Below are 14,870 nucleotides of genomic sequence, written 5' to 3' on the forward strand. Positions count from 1 at the left end.
AACCGGCCATTGCCACGCGAATATTGACTATACTTGAGGTGATAGAATGGAATTTCATGCTGAATCAACAAAAGATAAAGTGTTATTTTTATTAAAAAAAGAGTCTTCCATGTCTGTCAACGACCTTAAGGAGCGCCTGAATATTAGCCATATGGCGGTGAGAAAACATTTAACCGGATTAGAGAATAGCGGTTTAATCGCGTCCAAAGAAACGAAACAAGCCTTAGGTAGACCGACTCAGTTCTACTATTTAACAAGTAAAGGCGAACATTATTTTCCAAAAAATTATGAAGGTCTATCACTTGAATTTCTCTTTGATATTGAAGAATTATATGGCAGTGAAGCGATTGAAAACTTATTTATTAAACGAGAAAAGCGACTAGTGGAAGAGTACGAACATAGATTACAAGAACAAGCCCCTGATATGAAAATGCAAACATTATTAAACATACAAAATGAAAAAGGCTATATGGCATACTTGTTGAAAACAGGAACAGACGAATATGAGCTTACAGAATTTAATTGTCCCATTCTTTCCATTGCCCAATCGTATAAAACAGCTTGTCATTGTGAAACCCAATTGTTCAAGCAAGCATTAAACACAAATCAAGTGCATCGTGTAAGATGCAAAACAGAAGGCCATGATCATTGTCAATTTAAAATTAAATTTAATTGATTCAACTATTACTTGCTAGAGTAATAGTTTTTCTTTTATATTCACCCAGTTTCGATTTCTAGGCTTTACTTTTAACTTAGTTTCTTTTATGTATTTATCTTTTATTGTGATACATCCCTATAAGAACAACAGTGTACATTTATCACTTTTTAAGCCCTTCAATATCCCTCATATCTTGCAATTATTTGTATATTCCCTTCACTTACATTTACACAATATGGAATAAATTTTCTGTTTGTCCACTCCTCTTAACTGTTTTCATAGGTGTTTTATGCATATTTTTTTATTTGCTATTCTTTTTCTATATTCCTCAGGTGTTTGGTGTTTTTGGTATTTACTTTTACATCAGTAAATTCTTAACTATTTCTTCCCTCTCATTTTGCATATAAAAAAGACCCAAAATCAAATTTTGGGTCCCTGATCAACATCCTTATTTTGATGCTGCGAATAATTTGTTTACTTCATCCCAATTCACAACATTGAAGAATGCTTGAACATAATCTGGGCGTTTGTTTTGATATTTTAAGTAGTAAGCATGCTCCCAAACGTCAAGACCAAGGATTGGTGTTTTACCTTCCATTACTGGGCTATCTTGGTTTGGTGTGCTTGTAATAGATAATTGACCATTTTCAGATACTAACCATGCCCAACCAGAACCGAAGCGTCCAGCTGCAGCTTTAGCGAATTGGTCTTTGAATGCATCATAGCTACCAAAGGCTTCTTCAATTGCACCAGCAACGTCACCAGTTGGTGCACCGCCACCGTTTGGAGAAAGAAGTGTCCAGAACAAGCTGTGGTTTGCATGTCCGCCACCGTTATTACGTACAGCTGTACGAATATCTTCAGGAACAGCGTCTAAGTTAGCAATTAGTTCTTCAATAGATTTGCTAGCTAACTCGTCATGTCCTTCTAATGCAGCATTTAAGTTGTTTACATATGTTGCATGGTGACGATCATGGTGGATTTCCATTGTTTGCGCATCGATATGTGGTTCAAGCGCATCATTTGCATAAGGTAATGCTGGTAATTCGTGTTTAGCCATTTTGAATTCCTCCTAATATGTAAAATCTATTTACACTCTATATTTTAGAATACCTTATCTACTTTTTCAACTAATAAGTATAAAAAGTAACTAGAAAATAAAACTCCTTATTTCCACCTTATTTTGTTAAACTTGGGATAAAATGAGTGAGAGGGTGACTTTATGAAAGCAGTCCTCCATTTATTTCGATGGTACGTTAGCCAACACATTAAATTGTAACGCTGCGTTAAACAAGATGTTTAACATTTAATGAGCGTACACTTTCTCATCATGAATGCCAATCTATGTTAGGTTCATCAGAATCAGGGATTTCCGAAAACATCTAAAGCTTACCAAACGACGGAGTTTCAACTACAAGCAAATACCGAATTGGATGATTGATAAACATTGTGTAAAGCTTATCAAAGGGGATGAGATAATGAGCGACCAGTGGTTAACATGGGCGAGGAAAATCCAAGCGATTGCACAATCAGGCTTAGCTTTTTCAAAAGATATCTATGATATTGAAAGGTATGAGCAGTTAAAAGAACTGAGTGCTGAGATCATAGGTGAGTACTCAGGACAATCAACAGACGAAATTGTGGCCGTATTAAGTAATGAATCAGGCTATCAAACACCGAAAATTGACGTACGAGGCGTTGTTTTCAGGAAAAACAAAATATTGCTAGTGAAAGAAAATGTTGATAACAAATGGTCCTTACCAGGTGGTTTTTGTGATGTTGGCTTATCTGCAAGTGAGAATGTTATAAAAGAAATTCAAGAAGAATCAGGTTTTATTTGTGTTGCGAAGAAGCTCATTGCCTTGTTGGATATGAATAAGCACCCGCATCCCAAACAAATCTTCCATTATTATAAAATATTTATTTTATGTGAGATTACGGGCGGACAAGCTACCTGCGGAATAGAAACCGAAGCGATTGATTTTTTTCCTGAAAACAACTTACCTCCACTATCCCTTAATCGAAATACGGAAGAACAAATCAAAATGGCATTTGGCTACCTTAAAGATCCTCATAAATTCCCCATCATCGATTAATCAAAGAAAAAAGCCCATTCCCATTTTTGGTTATGAGCCTTTTTCTTATGCGTCAATTGTTATCTTCTGTAATCGCTCTTGCCACTCTTCATCTGTTAAACCCTTTTCTTTCACGTATAAATTATCAGGATGTGTGCGGCACTCATCCGAACAGCTCCGTAAATATTTATATTCGTTTTCTTCTGTCGTCATAAAACGTTTATCACATTCAGGATTAGCACAATTGACATAACGTTCACAAGATTCACCAGTGAAATAGTCTTTTCCGACAATGGTATGTTCTTTCTGATTAATTGGCACACTGATTCTTTCATCAAATACATAACATTGACCGTCCCATAGTTCTCCTTGAACTTCTGGGTCCTTACCATATGTGACAATGCCACCATGTAGCTGATTCACATCTTCAAAACCTTCTCTTACTAACCAACCAGAGAATTTTTCACAACGTATGCCACCTGTACAATATGTTAAAATCTTCTTCCCAGAAAGTTGGTCTTTATGTTCACGTATCCAATCAGGTAAATCACGAAATGCTTCAACATCCGGTCTAATCGCCCCTCTAAAGTGGCCGATATCATATTCATAATCATTTCTTGCATCAATAACAACAGTATCCTCTGCTTGCATTGCTTCAAAGAATGCTTTTGGCTCTAAATATTTGCCTGTGATCTCATTAGGATTGAGATCATCCTCAAGTTTTAATGTCACTATTTCTTTACGAGGTCTGACATGCATTTTCTTGAATGCATGTCCATTCGTTTCATCAATTTTAAAGACCATATCACTGAAGCGGTTGTCGTTTTTCATCATATCTATATACGCATTTGTTTGTTCCACTGTGCCTGAAACCGTACCGTTTATACCTTCTTTGGCAACAAGGATTCTTCCTTTTAATCCGAGCTCACGACATGCTTTTAAATGATGTTTACTAAAGGCTTCAGGGTGTTCGATTGTTACATATTTATAATAGAGTAAGACGCGGTATTGATTATTTTCTTCTGTCATTTCTTCCACCTGCTTATTTCTGTTCTTTCATTTGCGATAATAGTTCACTGGGTGTTTCACATTGTATAAACTCGCCATTAACTATTGCATATGGACTTTTCTTGCATTGCTTACAATGTGATTGGCATTCATATTGTTTGTAAGATACCTCTTTACTAGAAAGAAAAGGGCCAAAAAGTGCAAAGTCTTCATCAGTATAAAAACGATCGAGGTTCTTTTCACAAAATTCTATCGTAACTTGTTCTTTTTTTGAAAAAATTTTATTAAATAATCCCATTTACAACATCCTTTTTTAGATGTCTATTTCCTATTTATCCGTAGAATACTATACCATGCTTTGACAAACATTTTCAAATAGATTTGCAACAATTACCTTTCCCTAATCTCATTCACTATAACTTTTAAACCGTTCGTCAAAGGAGATTTGCTCATACTAGCAATCATTTCTGCTCTATCCAATTCCATTTGTCTTAACGTTTGTAATAAGGAACCAATTGCTTCTTCCTCGATTACTTTAGCGAATCCTTTTTGTGCAAAAGACTCAGCATTTAACAATTGATCACCTCTACTTTGTTTTTTAGATAGGGGAATGATTAGCATGGGCATATTTAGTGCTAAGAATTCAAATAACGCATTGGATCCACCCCTTGTGATTACACAATGAGTAGCGGCAAGGATATGTGGTAATTCCTCATGAATATATTCAAATTGTTTATAACCTGCTTTCCCTAGTAAACTTTCATCAACTTGACCTTTTCCACAAATATGCACAACTTGATAGTTACCTAATAGATTTGGTAACTCCTTGCGAACTTGTTCGTTTATCTTTTTGGCACCTAAACTACCACCCATAACAGTAATAATTGGCTTTACACTAGAAAAATGAAGCAACTTTAGGGCCGTGTTTTTATCGCCGTTAAATATTTCTGGCCGTATTGGTGAGCCAATGGCAAACACTTTTTCTCGCGGAAAATAAGCTTTCGCTTCTTCAAACGAAGTAAACACTTTTTCAGCAAACCGTTGGGCAATTTTATTTGCTAATCCGGGTGTTAAATCACTCTCATGGATAAATGCTGGTATTTTTAGCATTTTAGCAGCAATTATTACGGGGACTGAGACAAATCCACCCTTTGAAAAAAGCAAATCAGGTTTTATCTGTTTTAAGATTCTCCTTGCGTCAATTACACCTTTCATGACGCGAAAGATATCCCTTACATTCTCTAAGTCTATATATCTTCTTAATTTCCCACTGGAAATTGAAAAATAAGGGACCTCGGTCTTTGCGATTAACTCCTTTTCAATGCCTGTTTTCGAACCTATGTAAAAAAAATCGACTTCTTTCTGTAATTCTGTAATAAGGGCGAGATTAGGGGTAACATGCCCCGCTGATCCCCCTCCTGTTAAAACTACTTTTTTCTTAGCCAACATCAATCATTCTCCTCTTTCTCTTATTTAAAGGTCTTACTGTTATTTTATTTTCCTAACCCCTCCCATGCAAATTTGATTTCTTCTATTTCAGCCTGAGCTCCTCCCTTATCATGAACATCAATAAAGCCAATTGCTCGGTTTAAACTTGTGCCTATTTGATTCAGTTCATTTTTCTCTACAGAAAACTGCACTCGCATCTGAACAGTTAAAAACCCTTCTTTGGCTCTATTGATTTGTTTTTTTGCACTTTTCCAATCGCCTTCGTGAATTGATTGTTCAACTAAAGAAAGCGTCCCTATTACATCATCGCCATCAACAAGTGGTTGTTTAAGAAAATCTCCAGACTTCATTGTAAAAATAAAAATAGCCAATATAAGTAATGGAATCAATTTATAAAGAATAAACTCTTTCATTTACTTCAATCCTTTAAAATCTGTTATATCTACGGGTTTTTTCATTTTATCATGATAAGCGTCAATAAAGAGCATCCCGTTGCTATCAATAATCGCTAGAAAGATATCACTAATTTTTGTATATCCACGATTTTTTAATTCTTTCATCAGCCATTCCTCAGATTTTTGCAATTGCTGCAAATTATTGCGGACAAGCACACCATCATAAATTAATTCCGTCCCTATTCCTTTATATGTAGACTTTAACTGTAAATCTCTTGGGGTAACTGGTAAATAATCCGCTTTTTTTAACACGGATATTTGCCCATCTTTTTCTACAATTGCATAATCTACCTCTTTTAAATCAAATATCCCTTTTTCTCTTAGTTGTTCTTGGAGATCAGAGATACGGTAACGCAGTTTCTTCATAACTTCATCCATAATTTCCCCATCCATAATAACGATGACAGGCTCCCCATCGAAATAGATTGATGCTTGTCGCCACTTCATTGTTACTTTTTGCAGACATAATACAAGAACCGTCCATGTAAACAGCCCCACCCAATATGGCCAAGCATCTGTCGCGATGTCTGCTGAAAGATTTGCGGCCATAGAACCAATCGAGATACCTAAAATGTAATCAAAGAATGTGATTTGACTCACTGTTTGTTTACCTAAAAATCGTGTAAATATAAGTAATGTACCAAAAGCAATAATCGACCTTACAATAACGACCGATGTCTCATTCATTGACTTCACTCCTACAATCATTGCCTTTAGTATGAGCAGAACTAGAAAAAGTATCCAGAAAACCTTTGAAGTTTGAGGGGAGTAAATAGATTTTTTACAAATGAATTTTTTTTGTATAGATACAAGGGTTCTTATTTAAAGGAAAAAGATTCTCGCATCATTTTCACAAGTTTGTTTGCTTAGTTAACATCTATTTAATTTTATTTTGTTAGTTCCACAATAGATTGCTCGGTTCTGTATGTTATCATCTCCAACCAAGGTTTGCTGTAAAATATAATGTTTATCTTCCGTCATTTCTTAACGAGTCTGATTCATCATTCTTCTATGCAACTGATTCTCTTAACTTAAACCTTAAATAACCTAGATAATGGTTTTTCCTTTGTCGATTAATATGCACAACACAAAAAAATGAAGCCTTATTAGACTTCACTTCATTTTTCCTTATATATCTAATTCTAAGAAAATCGGACAATGGTCACTACCCATTGTTTGACAGTGTGCACCGGCATCTTTGATTTGTGCTTTTAATTTTTCCGACACGATAAAATAATCAATTCGCCAGCCAATATTCCGCTCTCTCACTTTGGCCATGTACGACCACCATGTATAGACATCCGTCTTTTCTGGATAAAGGTATCTGAAAGAATCGACAAACCCTGATTCAAGGAGACTTGTCATTTTCCCACGTTCTTCATCAGTAAATCCTGAATTTCCAATATTGGACTTTGCATTCTTCAAATCAATTGTTTGGTGTGCAACATTTAAGTCCCCTGTATAAATCACAGGTTTTTCCGCTTCTAACGAAAGCAAATATGTTTTTAAATCATCTTCCCATTGTAAACGATAGTCTAATCGGGAAAGATCTCTTTTTGAATTCGGTGTATATACATTTACAAGGTAAAACGTTTCAAATTCTAACGTAATAATTCTACCTTCTTCTTGTTCTTCGTTTTCCCCTACGCCATATTTTACAAATAGAGGTTTTTCTTTAGTAAAAATAGCGGTTCCTGAATAGCCCTTCTTAACAGCATAATTCCAATATTGATGATAGCCATTTAAATCTAATTCTATTTGACCCGCTTGAAGCTTTGATTCTTGTATACAAAACACATCCGCATCCACTTCTGCAAAAAAGTCGAGAAAGCCTTTCTTCACACAAGCACGCAAACCATTTACATTCCATGACACAAATTTCATGTTGCTAAACTCCCCTTTTTCTCTATCTGTCCCTTCTTATTCTATAGGAAGTTTGTCTTTGATAAAAGCCTTGTGATTTGCTATAGTTTTTACGTATAGTTTGAAGGAGGAATACTAATGGCCGATCATCAATTTCATTTAAAAGCACACTTTCCAGGATTACGAAATAGCGTCGGAACAATCGAAAGTGGACAACTGCGTACAAAAGTATCTATTCCACCTGAAATGAACGGTCCAGGAGTAGGGACTAACCCAGATGAAATGCTTCTAGGTGCTGCTGCCACTTGTTATATCATTACCTTAGCTGCCATGATGGAAAGAAGTAAAGTAGAGAAAAATGATTTATCGATGGAATCAACTGCAATTGTTAACGAAACGAATGGCGTCTTAACTTACAAGAAAATCATTCATAAACCAACCATCGTACTTACTAACCGTGATAATGAACGTGACAGAGATCTTGCTCTGAAATTAGCTAAAAAAGCAGAAGCATCCTGCATGATTTCGCGCGCCATACAAGGCAATGTAGATATTGAACTAGAAGTAACCATTAAATAAAAGTATCGTTTTCAATCCACGTCTCTTACAGGTTTTCACTAGAGGCGTGAGGATTTAATAAAACGACGCCAACCATCTCTCCGTGATCTCTACAAATCTTTTGGCTGCTGGTGACAGATTAAACTTCATCGCTAATCCTAATATGCGATAGCTTTCTTCCTTTAATGGCATTACCACACAATTTTTAGGAATGGTTTCTAATAATAATTCTGGCAATATGCTTACACCAAAATTATGAGCAACCATTGACTTAATTGAATCTTCCGCCATTAATTCAAAGCGAATATTTGGTTGGATCTCCGCTTTAGCAAATAAATCTTTTACTTCATGGTACCCCCCATATGTCGGCATGATAAAAGCAATATCCTTTAACTCTTGTACGCTTATCTCACTTCTTGTTGAAAAAGGATGATCTGTTGACACAATACAACGCAAACGGTCCTTTTTTAACGGAATAACATCAAAATGACTGGAGCTATCGACATTAATAAAGCCACAGTCTAATTTTCCATTAAGAATCCAACGGTCAATCGCTTCATAATCTCCTTCAATTAATTCAATACGGATATAAGGATAACTTTGCTCCATTGATTTAATGATTTCGGGTAACCAAGTAGATGAAACACTCGTAAATGTACCTACTTTTACTGTTCCTTTCATCAAACCCGTTATTTTTGCTGCCTCTTGTTGTACTTGTTCGTCATAGTGTAACACCTTACGAATACTTACAACCATGCTTCTTCCTTCATTCGTCAATGTTAGCCCACCTCTTGAACGATGAAAAAGCGTGAAACCTAATTCCTTTTCTAAATTAGCCATCGCATGACTGACTGCAGATTGTGTCATCCCTAGTACTTCTGCTGCTTTCGTAAAACTTTGAAGCTCAGAAACCTTGCTATAAATCTCATATTTAACTAAACTCATCTCGCTACTCCTTTTCATGAAATTATTTCATATAAACAATGAAAAAGATTCGTTTTATTAATGTTAATAGATTCATTATAATACATGTAGAAAATCATGAGAATGGAGAAATGGTTATGAGTATGCATACGAAAGCAACGATTCTTTTAGTGGTGGTGAATTTTTTCTGGGGATTATCTTATATTTTTATGAAGATGGGAATCGCGTCGATTGAACCATTTAACCTTGTCGCATTAAGATGTTTAATTGCCTTTGTAATTGCCGCTACCTTTTTTTATCGTTCTTTACGGCATGTTAATATGGAACTTTTATTTTACAGTTTTCTATTAGGCTTCTTATTATTACTTGTGTTCTCTTTAGTTACTGTTGGCTTGACGATGACAGATGCTTCTAATGCCGGATTTTTATTAAGTATGACGGTCATATTCGTTCCGGTGATCCAAAGTATTCTGCAAAGAAGGTTACCAATCGTGCCAGTTAGAATTGGCATCATCATTACATTTGTTGGTATTATCATCATGACAATTACACAATCATTATCATTCAATTACGGCGATATTTTATGTATGCTTTCCGCTCTCGCATACGCTATTCATATTTTGATTATTGGAAGAGTCACTAAGAATCATGAACCTATTACAGTTGGTATCATGCAACTCGGCTTTGCTGGTATACTCGCTCTTGTTTTAAGTAGCTTTTTTGAATCACCAATCCTACCCCAAAACACAGTTGCTTGGATGAGTATACTTGGACTAGCGATCCTATGTAGTGCCTTTGGCTTTATTTCCCAAGCAGTAGCACAAAAACATACATCACCAACACAAACGAGTTTAATGTTTTCGCTAGAACCTCTATTCGCTGCCGGTCTAGCTGTTATTATTCTTGGTGAAGCATTTACCATTCGAGATATCATAGGTGCTTTTTTAATTATTTGTGGTGTGATTGTTGCGACATTAGGAAGCTATCGAGTGCCTGTTAAGGTAAAAACTGGGCAAACAATGGAACAAAAAACAGAAAAAATTCTACTTTAGTACAGCCATTAACTTAATATGGAAAGGAGGAAGTTTATGTTATCACTTCGTAGAGTCTTAAAATTACGTGATTTAGAAATCTTTCATGTATGGACGCAAGAACATTTCTTATCTTATGTAATCATTGAAGATACTAGAAAACCATTTACAAATGATGATAAAAAACTAGAGCCGCTATGTTATATGGAAGATGAAGATATTGAGATACTAAATGTTTTCAGAATTTCTATTATTAATGATGAAAAGTTAAACGAAGAGGATTCGGAAACACTACGATCATATTTTTCGGACTTCGTTAACAATACTCACTTAACAAATTTTATTATGAAGGAATATATTCAAGAAGATTTGTATGAGAACGAAGACGATATAAAATCCTTTAATAAAATCCTACAAAGTATTGGTTCAAATTATATAATAGAAGAATTTGATGAAAAAAATTGGATTTATTTATCACAAGATTAAGGTTTCTAAAAAAAATAGAGCCCGTTCTCTTCGTTCAGAACGACTCTACTTTTTTAATTTCTTTAAAATCTATATCAATAACCTTTTTTCATCAAATACACACATAATAAAAGCGAAAGAACGATAAAACTAATTAACGCCATAAAACCGCCTGTAAAAGAGCCTGTTGTTGTACTGAAAAAGCCAACAACCATTGGCCCAGCAGCTGCTACTAAATAAGATACACATCCGAATGTACCGCTTATTCTCCCCATCACTTGGGATGAAGCGACTTCATGGAGCATCGTCATGGTTATCGGTGCTGGCATGTATAATACACTTAATAGAATAATTGTAAGTAGAATAACGACTGTAGTATTCGTAGTGTATAAGAAGCCTACGAAGCAGCCTATGATGATGACACTTGCTACGGCGACAAATATAGCCCGTTTCATCCATCTATCAGAAAGATAGCCACATACTAATTGAACGATGATGGCAAGAGCATAACCCGCTGCATTAATCATAGCTGAATTAACAAAATCAATCCCCTTTGCTTCTGTTAAATAGCTTGGCAAAAATGTAGAAAATCCAAAAAAACCGATTGAAACGCAAGCATATACTGTTGTTAATATCCAGAACAGAGGACTAGTTAAAACAGATTTAACACTTCCTGTATCGATGTTAGCAGTCTTTTTCACTCCTTGTCCCTTTTCTATATAGTTCACTTCTGCAGCATTAGTTGCATAATGTTCAGATGGTTTGTTTCTAATCATAAAAATAAATATGGCCAAACAAATAAAAGAAATAATCGCTAGTGCGAAATAACTTTCTCTCCATCCAAAAGAGGCGGCAATTAATGCGATCGCTGGAATACCAATAACTGGTCCGATTGCATTCCCTGTAAACCAAAAAGACTGAGCTTTCCCTTGTTCTTGTTGCGGAAACCACTTAGCAGTTAAGGTAAGTGCAATGGGGTATAAAACACCTTCACCTACCCCTAGTAATGCTCTTGACCATAATAATGCCGTAACCGATGTAGCTACTCCACCGATAATCATCGCTATACCCCAAATGGCTATACCAATCATCCCACTCTTAAACGCGCCGATACGGTCGACTACAAATCCCCAGAAAAACTGCCCTAATGCGTATGTAATTAAAAAGACAGAGCTTAATGTTCCCTTGATCACATTATCACTAATAGCTAAATCTTGTAAAAACTGTCTTTCTGCAAATAGTATATTAATATTAGATTTATCGATCATTGAAACCGTGAACAGTAGCATTAATGGTAGTGAAATATAAATCCACCTAGCATTTGTTGCCTTTGTCATGTTTTCTTCGTGAAGTACATTTGCCTTTTGCATAGTTGAATCACTCCTTGTGAAAATTGGCATGTTAGTAGAAGAGTGATATAATAAATACACTCTTATTGATGGCTGTCCTAGTAATCTTTAAGATAGAACAGGTATCTTGCAATCAAAGGGATTTCCCACAAAATCCTTTGGAAGATACCTGTTTTTTTCCTTTAATTTGTTTGTAGTGCTTGAAAAGATGCCTCTGCTTCCTTAATCCATGTTCTTAACTTATTTGGACTGATAGGTAAATCATTTGTTTTAATTTCTAATGGATGAAGTGCATCTACAATTGCATTTGCTATTGCAGCTGGTGGCGCGATGGCACCCCCCTCACCTACACCTTTTATCCCTAGGCGATTTCTTGTTGATTTGAATTCCTGGTGTGCTTTTGCCACCGTTGGTACTTCCATCGATGTTGGTAATAAATAATCCATATAAGTACCGGTAAGCAATTGCCCTGTTTGGTCATAGACGATTTCTTCGTAAAGAGCTGAACCAATTCCTTGTGCAATACCGCCTTGCACTTGACCATCAACAATCATCGGATTAATAACAGTACCACAATCATGTACAACACTATATTTCTGTAAATCTACAAAACCTGTTTCTTTATCAACCTCCACTTGTGCCATATGAATCGAAGCAGCAAATGTAACCGTTGGAGGGGCAAAATAATGTGTTACTTCTAAGCTTGCTTCCATGCCTTCTGGTAAATTCCCTAATTTAGCAGGCAGCGCCGCTCGCCCAACATCTTGATAGGTGACAAACTTTTCAGGAGAAGTCTCTGCATATATTTTCCCTTCATCAATGACTAAATCTTCATCCGTTTTCAGCAAATGTGCAGCGATTTTTAACACTTTCTCTCTCATTTTTAATGCTGCCTCATAAATAGCTGAACCTGCATTTACTGCGCTTCGGCTTGCGTAAGTTCCTTGACCCATTGGCAACACAGTTGTTTCTCCAACTCGAACAGTAATATTTTGCGGGTTTACACCCAATCCGTCTGCTGCAATTTGCGAAAATACTGTTTCATGCCCTTGACCTTGAGGGGTACAGCCTAAATAAGCTGTTACATGACCAGAAGGGTCAATAGAGATATGTGCCCCTTCATAAGGTCCTGCGCCCGTACCTTCTACGTAAGAAGAGATGCCGATACCAACTAGCTTACCTTCTTTCTTCTTCTCTTCTTGTTCTTTTCTAAAAGCATCATAGTCAACTAAATCAACTGCCTTGCGTAATGCATCAGGATAATCGCCACTATCATAAATAAGCTGATGACCATCTTTTACAAGAATTCCTTGATCATAAGGCATGTCTTCAGCTTGGATCATATTTTTCTTCATAATTTCGATTGGATCTACTTTTAATTTTCTTGCGACGATATCGATAATTCGATCCATTACAAAGACTACTTCAGGTCTACCTGCCCCCCTAAATGGGACATTAGGTGTTTTGTTCGTTAAGATGACTTCACATTCACTATCATAATTAGGGATTTTATAAGCTCCTCTTAAATGATAGGCACTATTATAAGCACAAGTTAAGGCGAAGAAATTAACAGCACCACTATCAATCACAAAAAAATCCTTAATTGCCGTAATCGTTCCATCCTGTTTAAATGAAACTTTCACATCATGGATTTGATCCCTAGATTGCCTTGCACTTGTTAAATGCTCCATTCGGTCCTCTACCCATTTTATCGGCCTCTGCAATTTTTTAGCCAAGTAAGGAATAACAATCTCTTCTGGGTGAACACCTCCTTTTGGTCCAAATCCCCCTCCAACATCAGGTGCTGTAACACGAATACTTAAATCGGGTAATGACAAACAATGTGCTAAAGTAGATCTGATTTCATAAGGCATTTGCGAAGACGACCAAACTCTCAGCTCTTGATTTCTTGTATCAAATTTCGCCACTACTCCTCTTGTTTCTAACGGATTTGATCCGAGTCGTGGGGTGCGAATTTTTTCATTTATTATATAGTCCGCCTCGGCAAATGCTTGCTCAACATTGCCTGTTGTCACATGAAAATGGGACTGAATATTATTTTCTAAATGTTCTTGTATGAGAGGTGCACCCTCTTTTCGTGCCTCATATGGGTCAACAAGGGGTTGTAGCGGCTCATACGTTACTTCAACTAGATCAGCTGCATCTTCGGCGATGTAACGATTTTTCGCCACAACTATTGCTACAGATTGGCCAACGTATGTAACTTTCTTCTTAGCCAAAATATCTTCATAGTTAAAGTTGATTGTTGGCGATATAGCCTCAACTAAATTGGGTGGCAAAAAACAATGTGATTCAAATTGCGTCAATGGTTTGATGTCTTCAATATCTTTTGCAGTAAATATCCCATAAACACCCTCTATTGCTTTTGCAGCCTCTATATTTATGTCCACAATCTTCGCATGTGCATGAGGGCTTCTTACAAATACTGCCTCTGCCATATTGGTTAAACTAATATCGCCTACAAACATGCCCGTTCCAGTTAAAAGGCGATAATCTTCCTTTCTGTGCATGCTTTTTCCGATATATTTATGCATGTTTCTCCCTCCTTTTATACCGTTTGATGTGTAACTTGCTTTACTGCTTTAACAATATTGGCATAGCCTGTACAACGGCAAAGATTCCCTGAGATGGCTTCTCGAATTTCTTCTTCTGTCGGATTGGGATTTTCTTTCGTAAATTGCGTTAGTGTCATTAAGAACCCTGGTGTGCAAAATCCACATTGGAGGGAATGGCAATCCGTAAATGCTTGTTGAAGAGGATTTAATTGACCATCTTCACCAGCAAGTGATTCAACCGTTTCAATTGTTGCCCCATCTGCTTGAACAGCTAGCATTAAACAACCTCGAACCGCTTCACCGTTTAAAAGTATTGTACATGCCCCGCATACCCCATGCTCGCAACCGACATGTGTGCCTGTTAAAAATAATTCTTCTCTTAAGAAGTCTGTTAATAAGAGCCTAGGTTCTATATCTCTTTCCACTTTTTCTCCATTTACATTTAAAGAAATATTCACT

The 14,870-nt window shown here is 36.3% G+C and carries 16 protein-coding genes; 5 read left to right on the plus strand and 11 right to left on the minus strand.

Going from position 1 to position 14,870, the window contains the following annotated elements; translation table 11 throughout:
- Window positions 1-46 precede the first annotated feature (46 nt).
- Window positions 47-676, plus strand: coding sequence for a helix-turn-helix transcriptional regulator (locus MKX78_RS13285; RefSeq protein WP_341051301.1), 630 nt, complete (start codon window positions 47-49; stop codon window positions 674-676).
- A gap of 430 nt (window positions 677-1,106) precedes the next feature.
- Here MKX78_RS13285 and MKX78_RS13290 read toward each other — a convergent pair whose 3' ends face one another.
- Window positions 1,107-1,718 (minus strand): superoxide dismutase, encoded by a 612-nt coding sequence (locus MKX78_RS13290; protein ID WP_095373101.1) that lies wholly within the window; start codon window positions 1,716-1,718, stop codon window positions 1,107-1,109.
- 418 nt (window positions 1,719-2,136) lie between these two features.
- Between MKX78_RS13290 and MKX78_RS13295 the strand changes: the two genes are divergently transcribed.
- Window positions 2,137-2,754, plus strand: coding sequence for an NUDIX hydrolase (locus MKX78_RS13295; RefSeq protein ID WP_224938337.1), 618 nt, complete (start codon window positions 2,137-2,139; stop codon window positions 2,752-2,754).
- Between the two features lie 45 nt (window positions 2,755-2,799).
- On the opposite strand, the gene trhO is transcribed toward MKX78_RS13295, so the two are convergent.
- The 6 genes from trhO to MKX78_RS13325 all read right to left on the minus strand — a co-directional run bounded on the left by trhO (window position 2,800) and on the right by MKX78_RS13325 (window position 7,529).
- The gene (gene trhO, locus MKX78_RS13300) at window positions 2,800-3,762 is read right to left on the minus strand and encodes an oxygen-dependent tRNA uridine(34) hydroxylase TrhO (protein WP_341051305.1); all 963 of its coding nucleotides are present in this window, start codon (window positions 3,760-3,762) and stop codon (window positions 2,800-2,802) included.
- A gap of 13 nt (window positions 3,763-3,775) precedes the next feature.
- Window positions 3,776-4,039 (minus strand): DUF1450 domain-containing protein, encoded by a 264-nt coding sequence (locus MKX78_RS13305; protein WP_191814296.1) that lies wholly within the window; start codon window positions 4,037-4,039, stop codon window positions 3,776-3,778.
- 92 nt (window positions 4,040-4,131) lie between these two features.
- Entirely contained in the window at window positions 4,132-5,187 is a 1,056-nt protein-coding gene (locus MKX78_RS13310) for an undecaprenyldiphospho-muramoylpentapeptide beta-N-acetylglucosaminyltransferase (RefSeq protein WP_289435173.1), read from the minus strand.
- 47 nt (window positions 5,188-5,234) lie between these two features.
- A complete protein-coding gene (locus MKX78_RS13315) occupies window positions 5,235-5,603 on the minus strand; it encodes a DUF4363 family protein (protein ID WP_341051309.1) in 369 nt (122 codons plus the stop codon).
- Window positions 5,604-6,332 (minus strand): DUF421 domain-containing protein, encoded by a 729-nt coding sequence (locus tag MKX78_RS13320; protein WP_095373096.1) that lies wholly within the window; start codon window positions 6,330-6,332, stop codon window positions 5,604-5,606.
- A gap of 441 nt (window positions 6,333-6,773) precedes the next feature.
- Complete coding sequence (locus MKX78_RS13325) at window positions 6,774-7,529, minus strand: exodeoxyribonuclease III (RefSeq protein WP_289433904.1); 756 nt, start codon at window positions 7,527-7,529, stop codon at window positions 6,774-6,776.
- 117 nt (window positions 7,530-7,646) lie between these two features.
- Here MKX78_RS13325 and MKX78_RS13330 point away from each other — a divergent pair, with 117 nt between their 5' ends.
- Window positions 7,647-8,087 carry an OsmC family protein gene (locus tag MKX78_RS13330; RefSeq protein ID WP_251161722.1) on the plus strand — a complete coding sequence of 147 codons (441 nt, stop codon included), beginning with the start codon at window positions 7,647-7,649 and terminating at the stop codon, window positions 8,085-8,087.
- A gap of 54 nt (window positions 8,088-8,141) precedes the next feature.
- On the opposite strand, the gene MKX78_RS13335 is transcribed toward MKX78_RS13330, so the two are convergent.
- Entirely contained in the window at window positions 8,142-9,011 is an 870-nt protein-coding gene (locus MKX78_RS13335; protein WP_341051314.1) for a LysR family transcriptional regulator, read from the minus strand.
- Between the two features lie 116 nt (window positions 9,012-9,127).
- Here MKX78_RS13335 and MKX78_RS13340 point away from each other — a divergent pair, with 116 nt between their 5' ends.
- Window positions 9,128-10,042 carry a DMT family transporter gene (locus MKX78_RS13340; RefSeq protein WP_341051316.1) on the plus strand — a complete coding sequence of 305 codons (915 nt, stop codon included), beginning with the start codon at window positions 9,128-9,130 and terminating at the stop codon, window positions 10,040-10,042.
- A gap of 36 nt (window positions 10,043-10,078) precedes the next feature.
- Complete coding sequence (locus tag MKX78_RS13345) at window positions 10,079-10,507, plus strand: terpene synthase (RefSeq protein ID WP_341051317.1); 429 nt, start codon at window positions 10,079-10,081, stop codon at window positions 10,505-10,507.
- Between the two features lie 74 nt (window positions 10,508-10,581).
- Here the strand turns inward: MKX78_RS13345 and MKX78_RS13350 are convergent, their stop codons facing one another.
- The 3 genes from MKX78_RS13350 to MKX78_RS13360 all read right to left on the minus strand — a co-directional run bounded on the left by MKX78_RS13350 (window position 10,582) and on the right by MKX78_RS13360 (window position 14,869).
- Window positions 10,582-11,856, minus strand: coding sequence for an MFS transporter (locus tag MKX78_RS13350; protein WP_224938346.1), 1,275 nt, complete (start codon window positions 11,854-11,856; stop codon window positions 10,582-10,584).
- Between the two features lie 161 nt (window positions 11,857-12,017).
- The gene (locus tag MKX78_RS13355) at window positions 12,018-14,390 is read right to left on the minus strand and encodes a xanthine dehydrogenase family protein molybdopterin-binding subunit (RefSeq protein ID WP_341051321.1); all 2,373 of its coding nucleotides are present in this window, start codon (window positions 14,388-14,390) and stop codon (window positions 12,018-12,020) included.
- A 14-nt stretch (window positions 14,391-14,404) separates the two neighbouring features.
- Complete coding sequence (locus MKX78_RS13360) at window positions 14,405-14,869, minus strand: (2Fe-2S)-binding protein (protein WP_308937070.1); 465 nt, start codon at window positions 14,867-14,869, stop codon at window positions 14,405-14,407.
- Window position 14,870: the final 1 nt, after the last annotated feature.

The sequence above is a fragment of the Cytobacillus sp. FSL R5-0569 genome, from assembly GCF_038007265.1.
GTDB lineage: Bacteria > Bacillota > Bacilli > Bacillales > Cytobacillaceae > Cytobacillus > Cytobacillus kochii.

What these genes read in the sequence shown, in the direction of transcription:
- MKX78_RS13350 (WP_224938346.1), bottom strand. Translation starts at nt 11,856, where the DNA reads ATGCAAAAGGCAAATGTACTTCACGAAGAAAACATGACAAAGGCAACA.
- MKX78_RS13355 (WP_341051321.1), bottom strand. Translation starts at nt 14,390, where the DNA reads ATGCATAAATATATCGGAAAAAGCATGCACAGAAAGGAAGATTATCGC.
- MKX78_RS13335 (WP_341051314.1), bottom strand. Translation starts at nt 9,011, where the DNA reads ATGAGTTTAGTTAAATATGAGATTTATAGCAAGGTTTCTGAGCTTCAA.
- MKX78_RS13330 (WP_251161722.1), top strand. Translation starts at nt 7,647, where the DNA reads ATGGCCGATCATCAATTTCATTTAAAAGCACACTTTCCAGGATTACGA.
- MKX78_RS13305 (WP_191814296.1), bottom strand. Translation starts at nt 4,039, where the DNA reads ATGGGATTATTTAATAAAATTTTTTCAAAAAAAGAACAAGTTACGATA.
- MKX78_RS13285 (WP_341051301.1), top strand. Translation starts at nt 47, where the DNA reads ATGGAATTTCATGCTGAATCAACAAAAGATAAAGTGTTATTTTTATTA.
- MKX78_RS13345 (WP_341051317.1), top strand. Translation starts at nt 10,079, where the DNA reads ATGTTATCACTTCGTAGAGTCTTAAAATTACGTGATTTAGAAATCTTT.
- MKX78_RS13340 (WP_341051316.1), top strand. Translation starts at nt 9,128, where the DNA reads ATGAGTATGCATACGAAAGCAACGATTCTTTTAGTGGTGGTGAATTTT.
- MKX78_RS13325 (WP_289433904.1), bottom strand. Translation starts at nt 7,529, where the DNA reads ATGAAATTTGTGTCATGGAATGTAAATGGTTTGCGTGCTTGTGTGAAG.
- MKX78_RS13290 (WP_095373101.1), bottom strand. Translation starts at nt 1,718, where the DNA reads ATGGCTAAACACGAATTACCAGCATTACCTTATGCAAATGATGCGCTT.
- MKX78_RS13315 (WP_341051309.1), bottom strand. Translation starts at nt 5,603, where the DNA reads ATGAAAGAGTTTATTCTTTATAAATTGATTCCATTACTTATATTGGCT.
- MKX78_RS13320 (WP_095373096.1), bottom strand. Translation starts at nt 6,332, where the DNA reads ATGAATGAGACATCGGTCGTTATTGTAAGGTCGATTATTGCTTTTGGT.
- MKX78_RS13295 (WP_224938337.1), top strand. Translation starts at nt 2,137, where the DNA reads ATGAGCGACCAGTGGTTAACATGGGCGAGGAAAATCCAAGCGATTGCA.
- trhO (WP_341051305.1), bottom strand. Translation starts at nt 3,762, where the DNA reads ATGACAGAAGAAAATAATCAATACCGCGTCTTACTCTATTATAAATAT.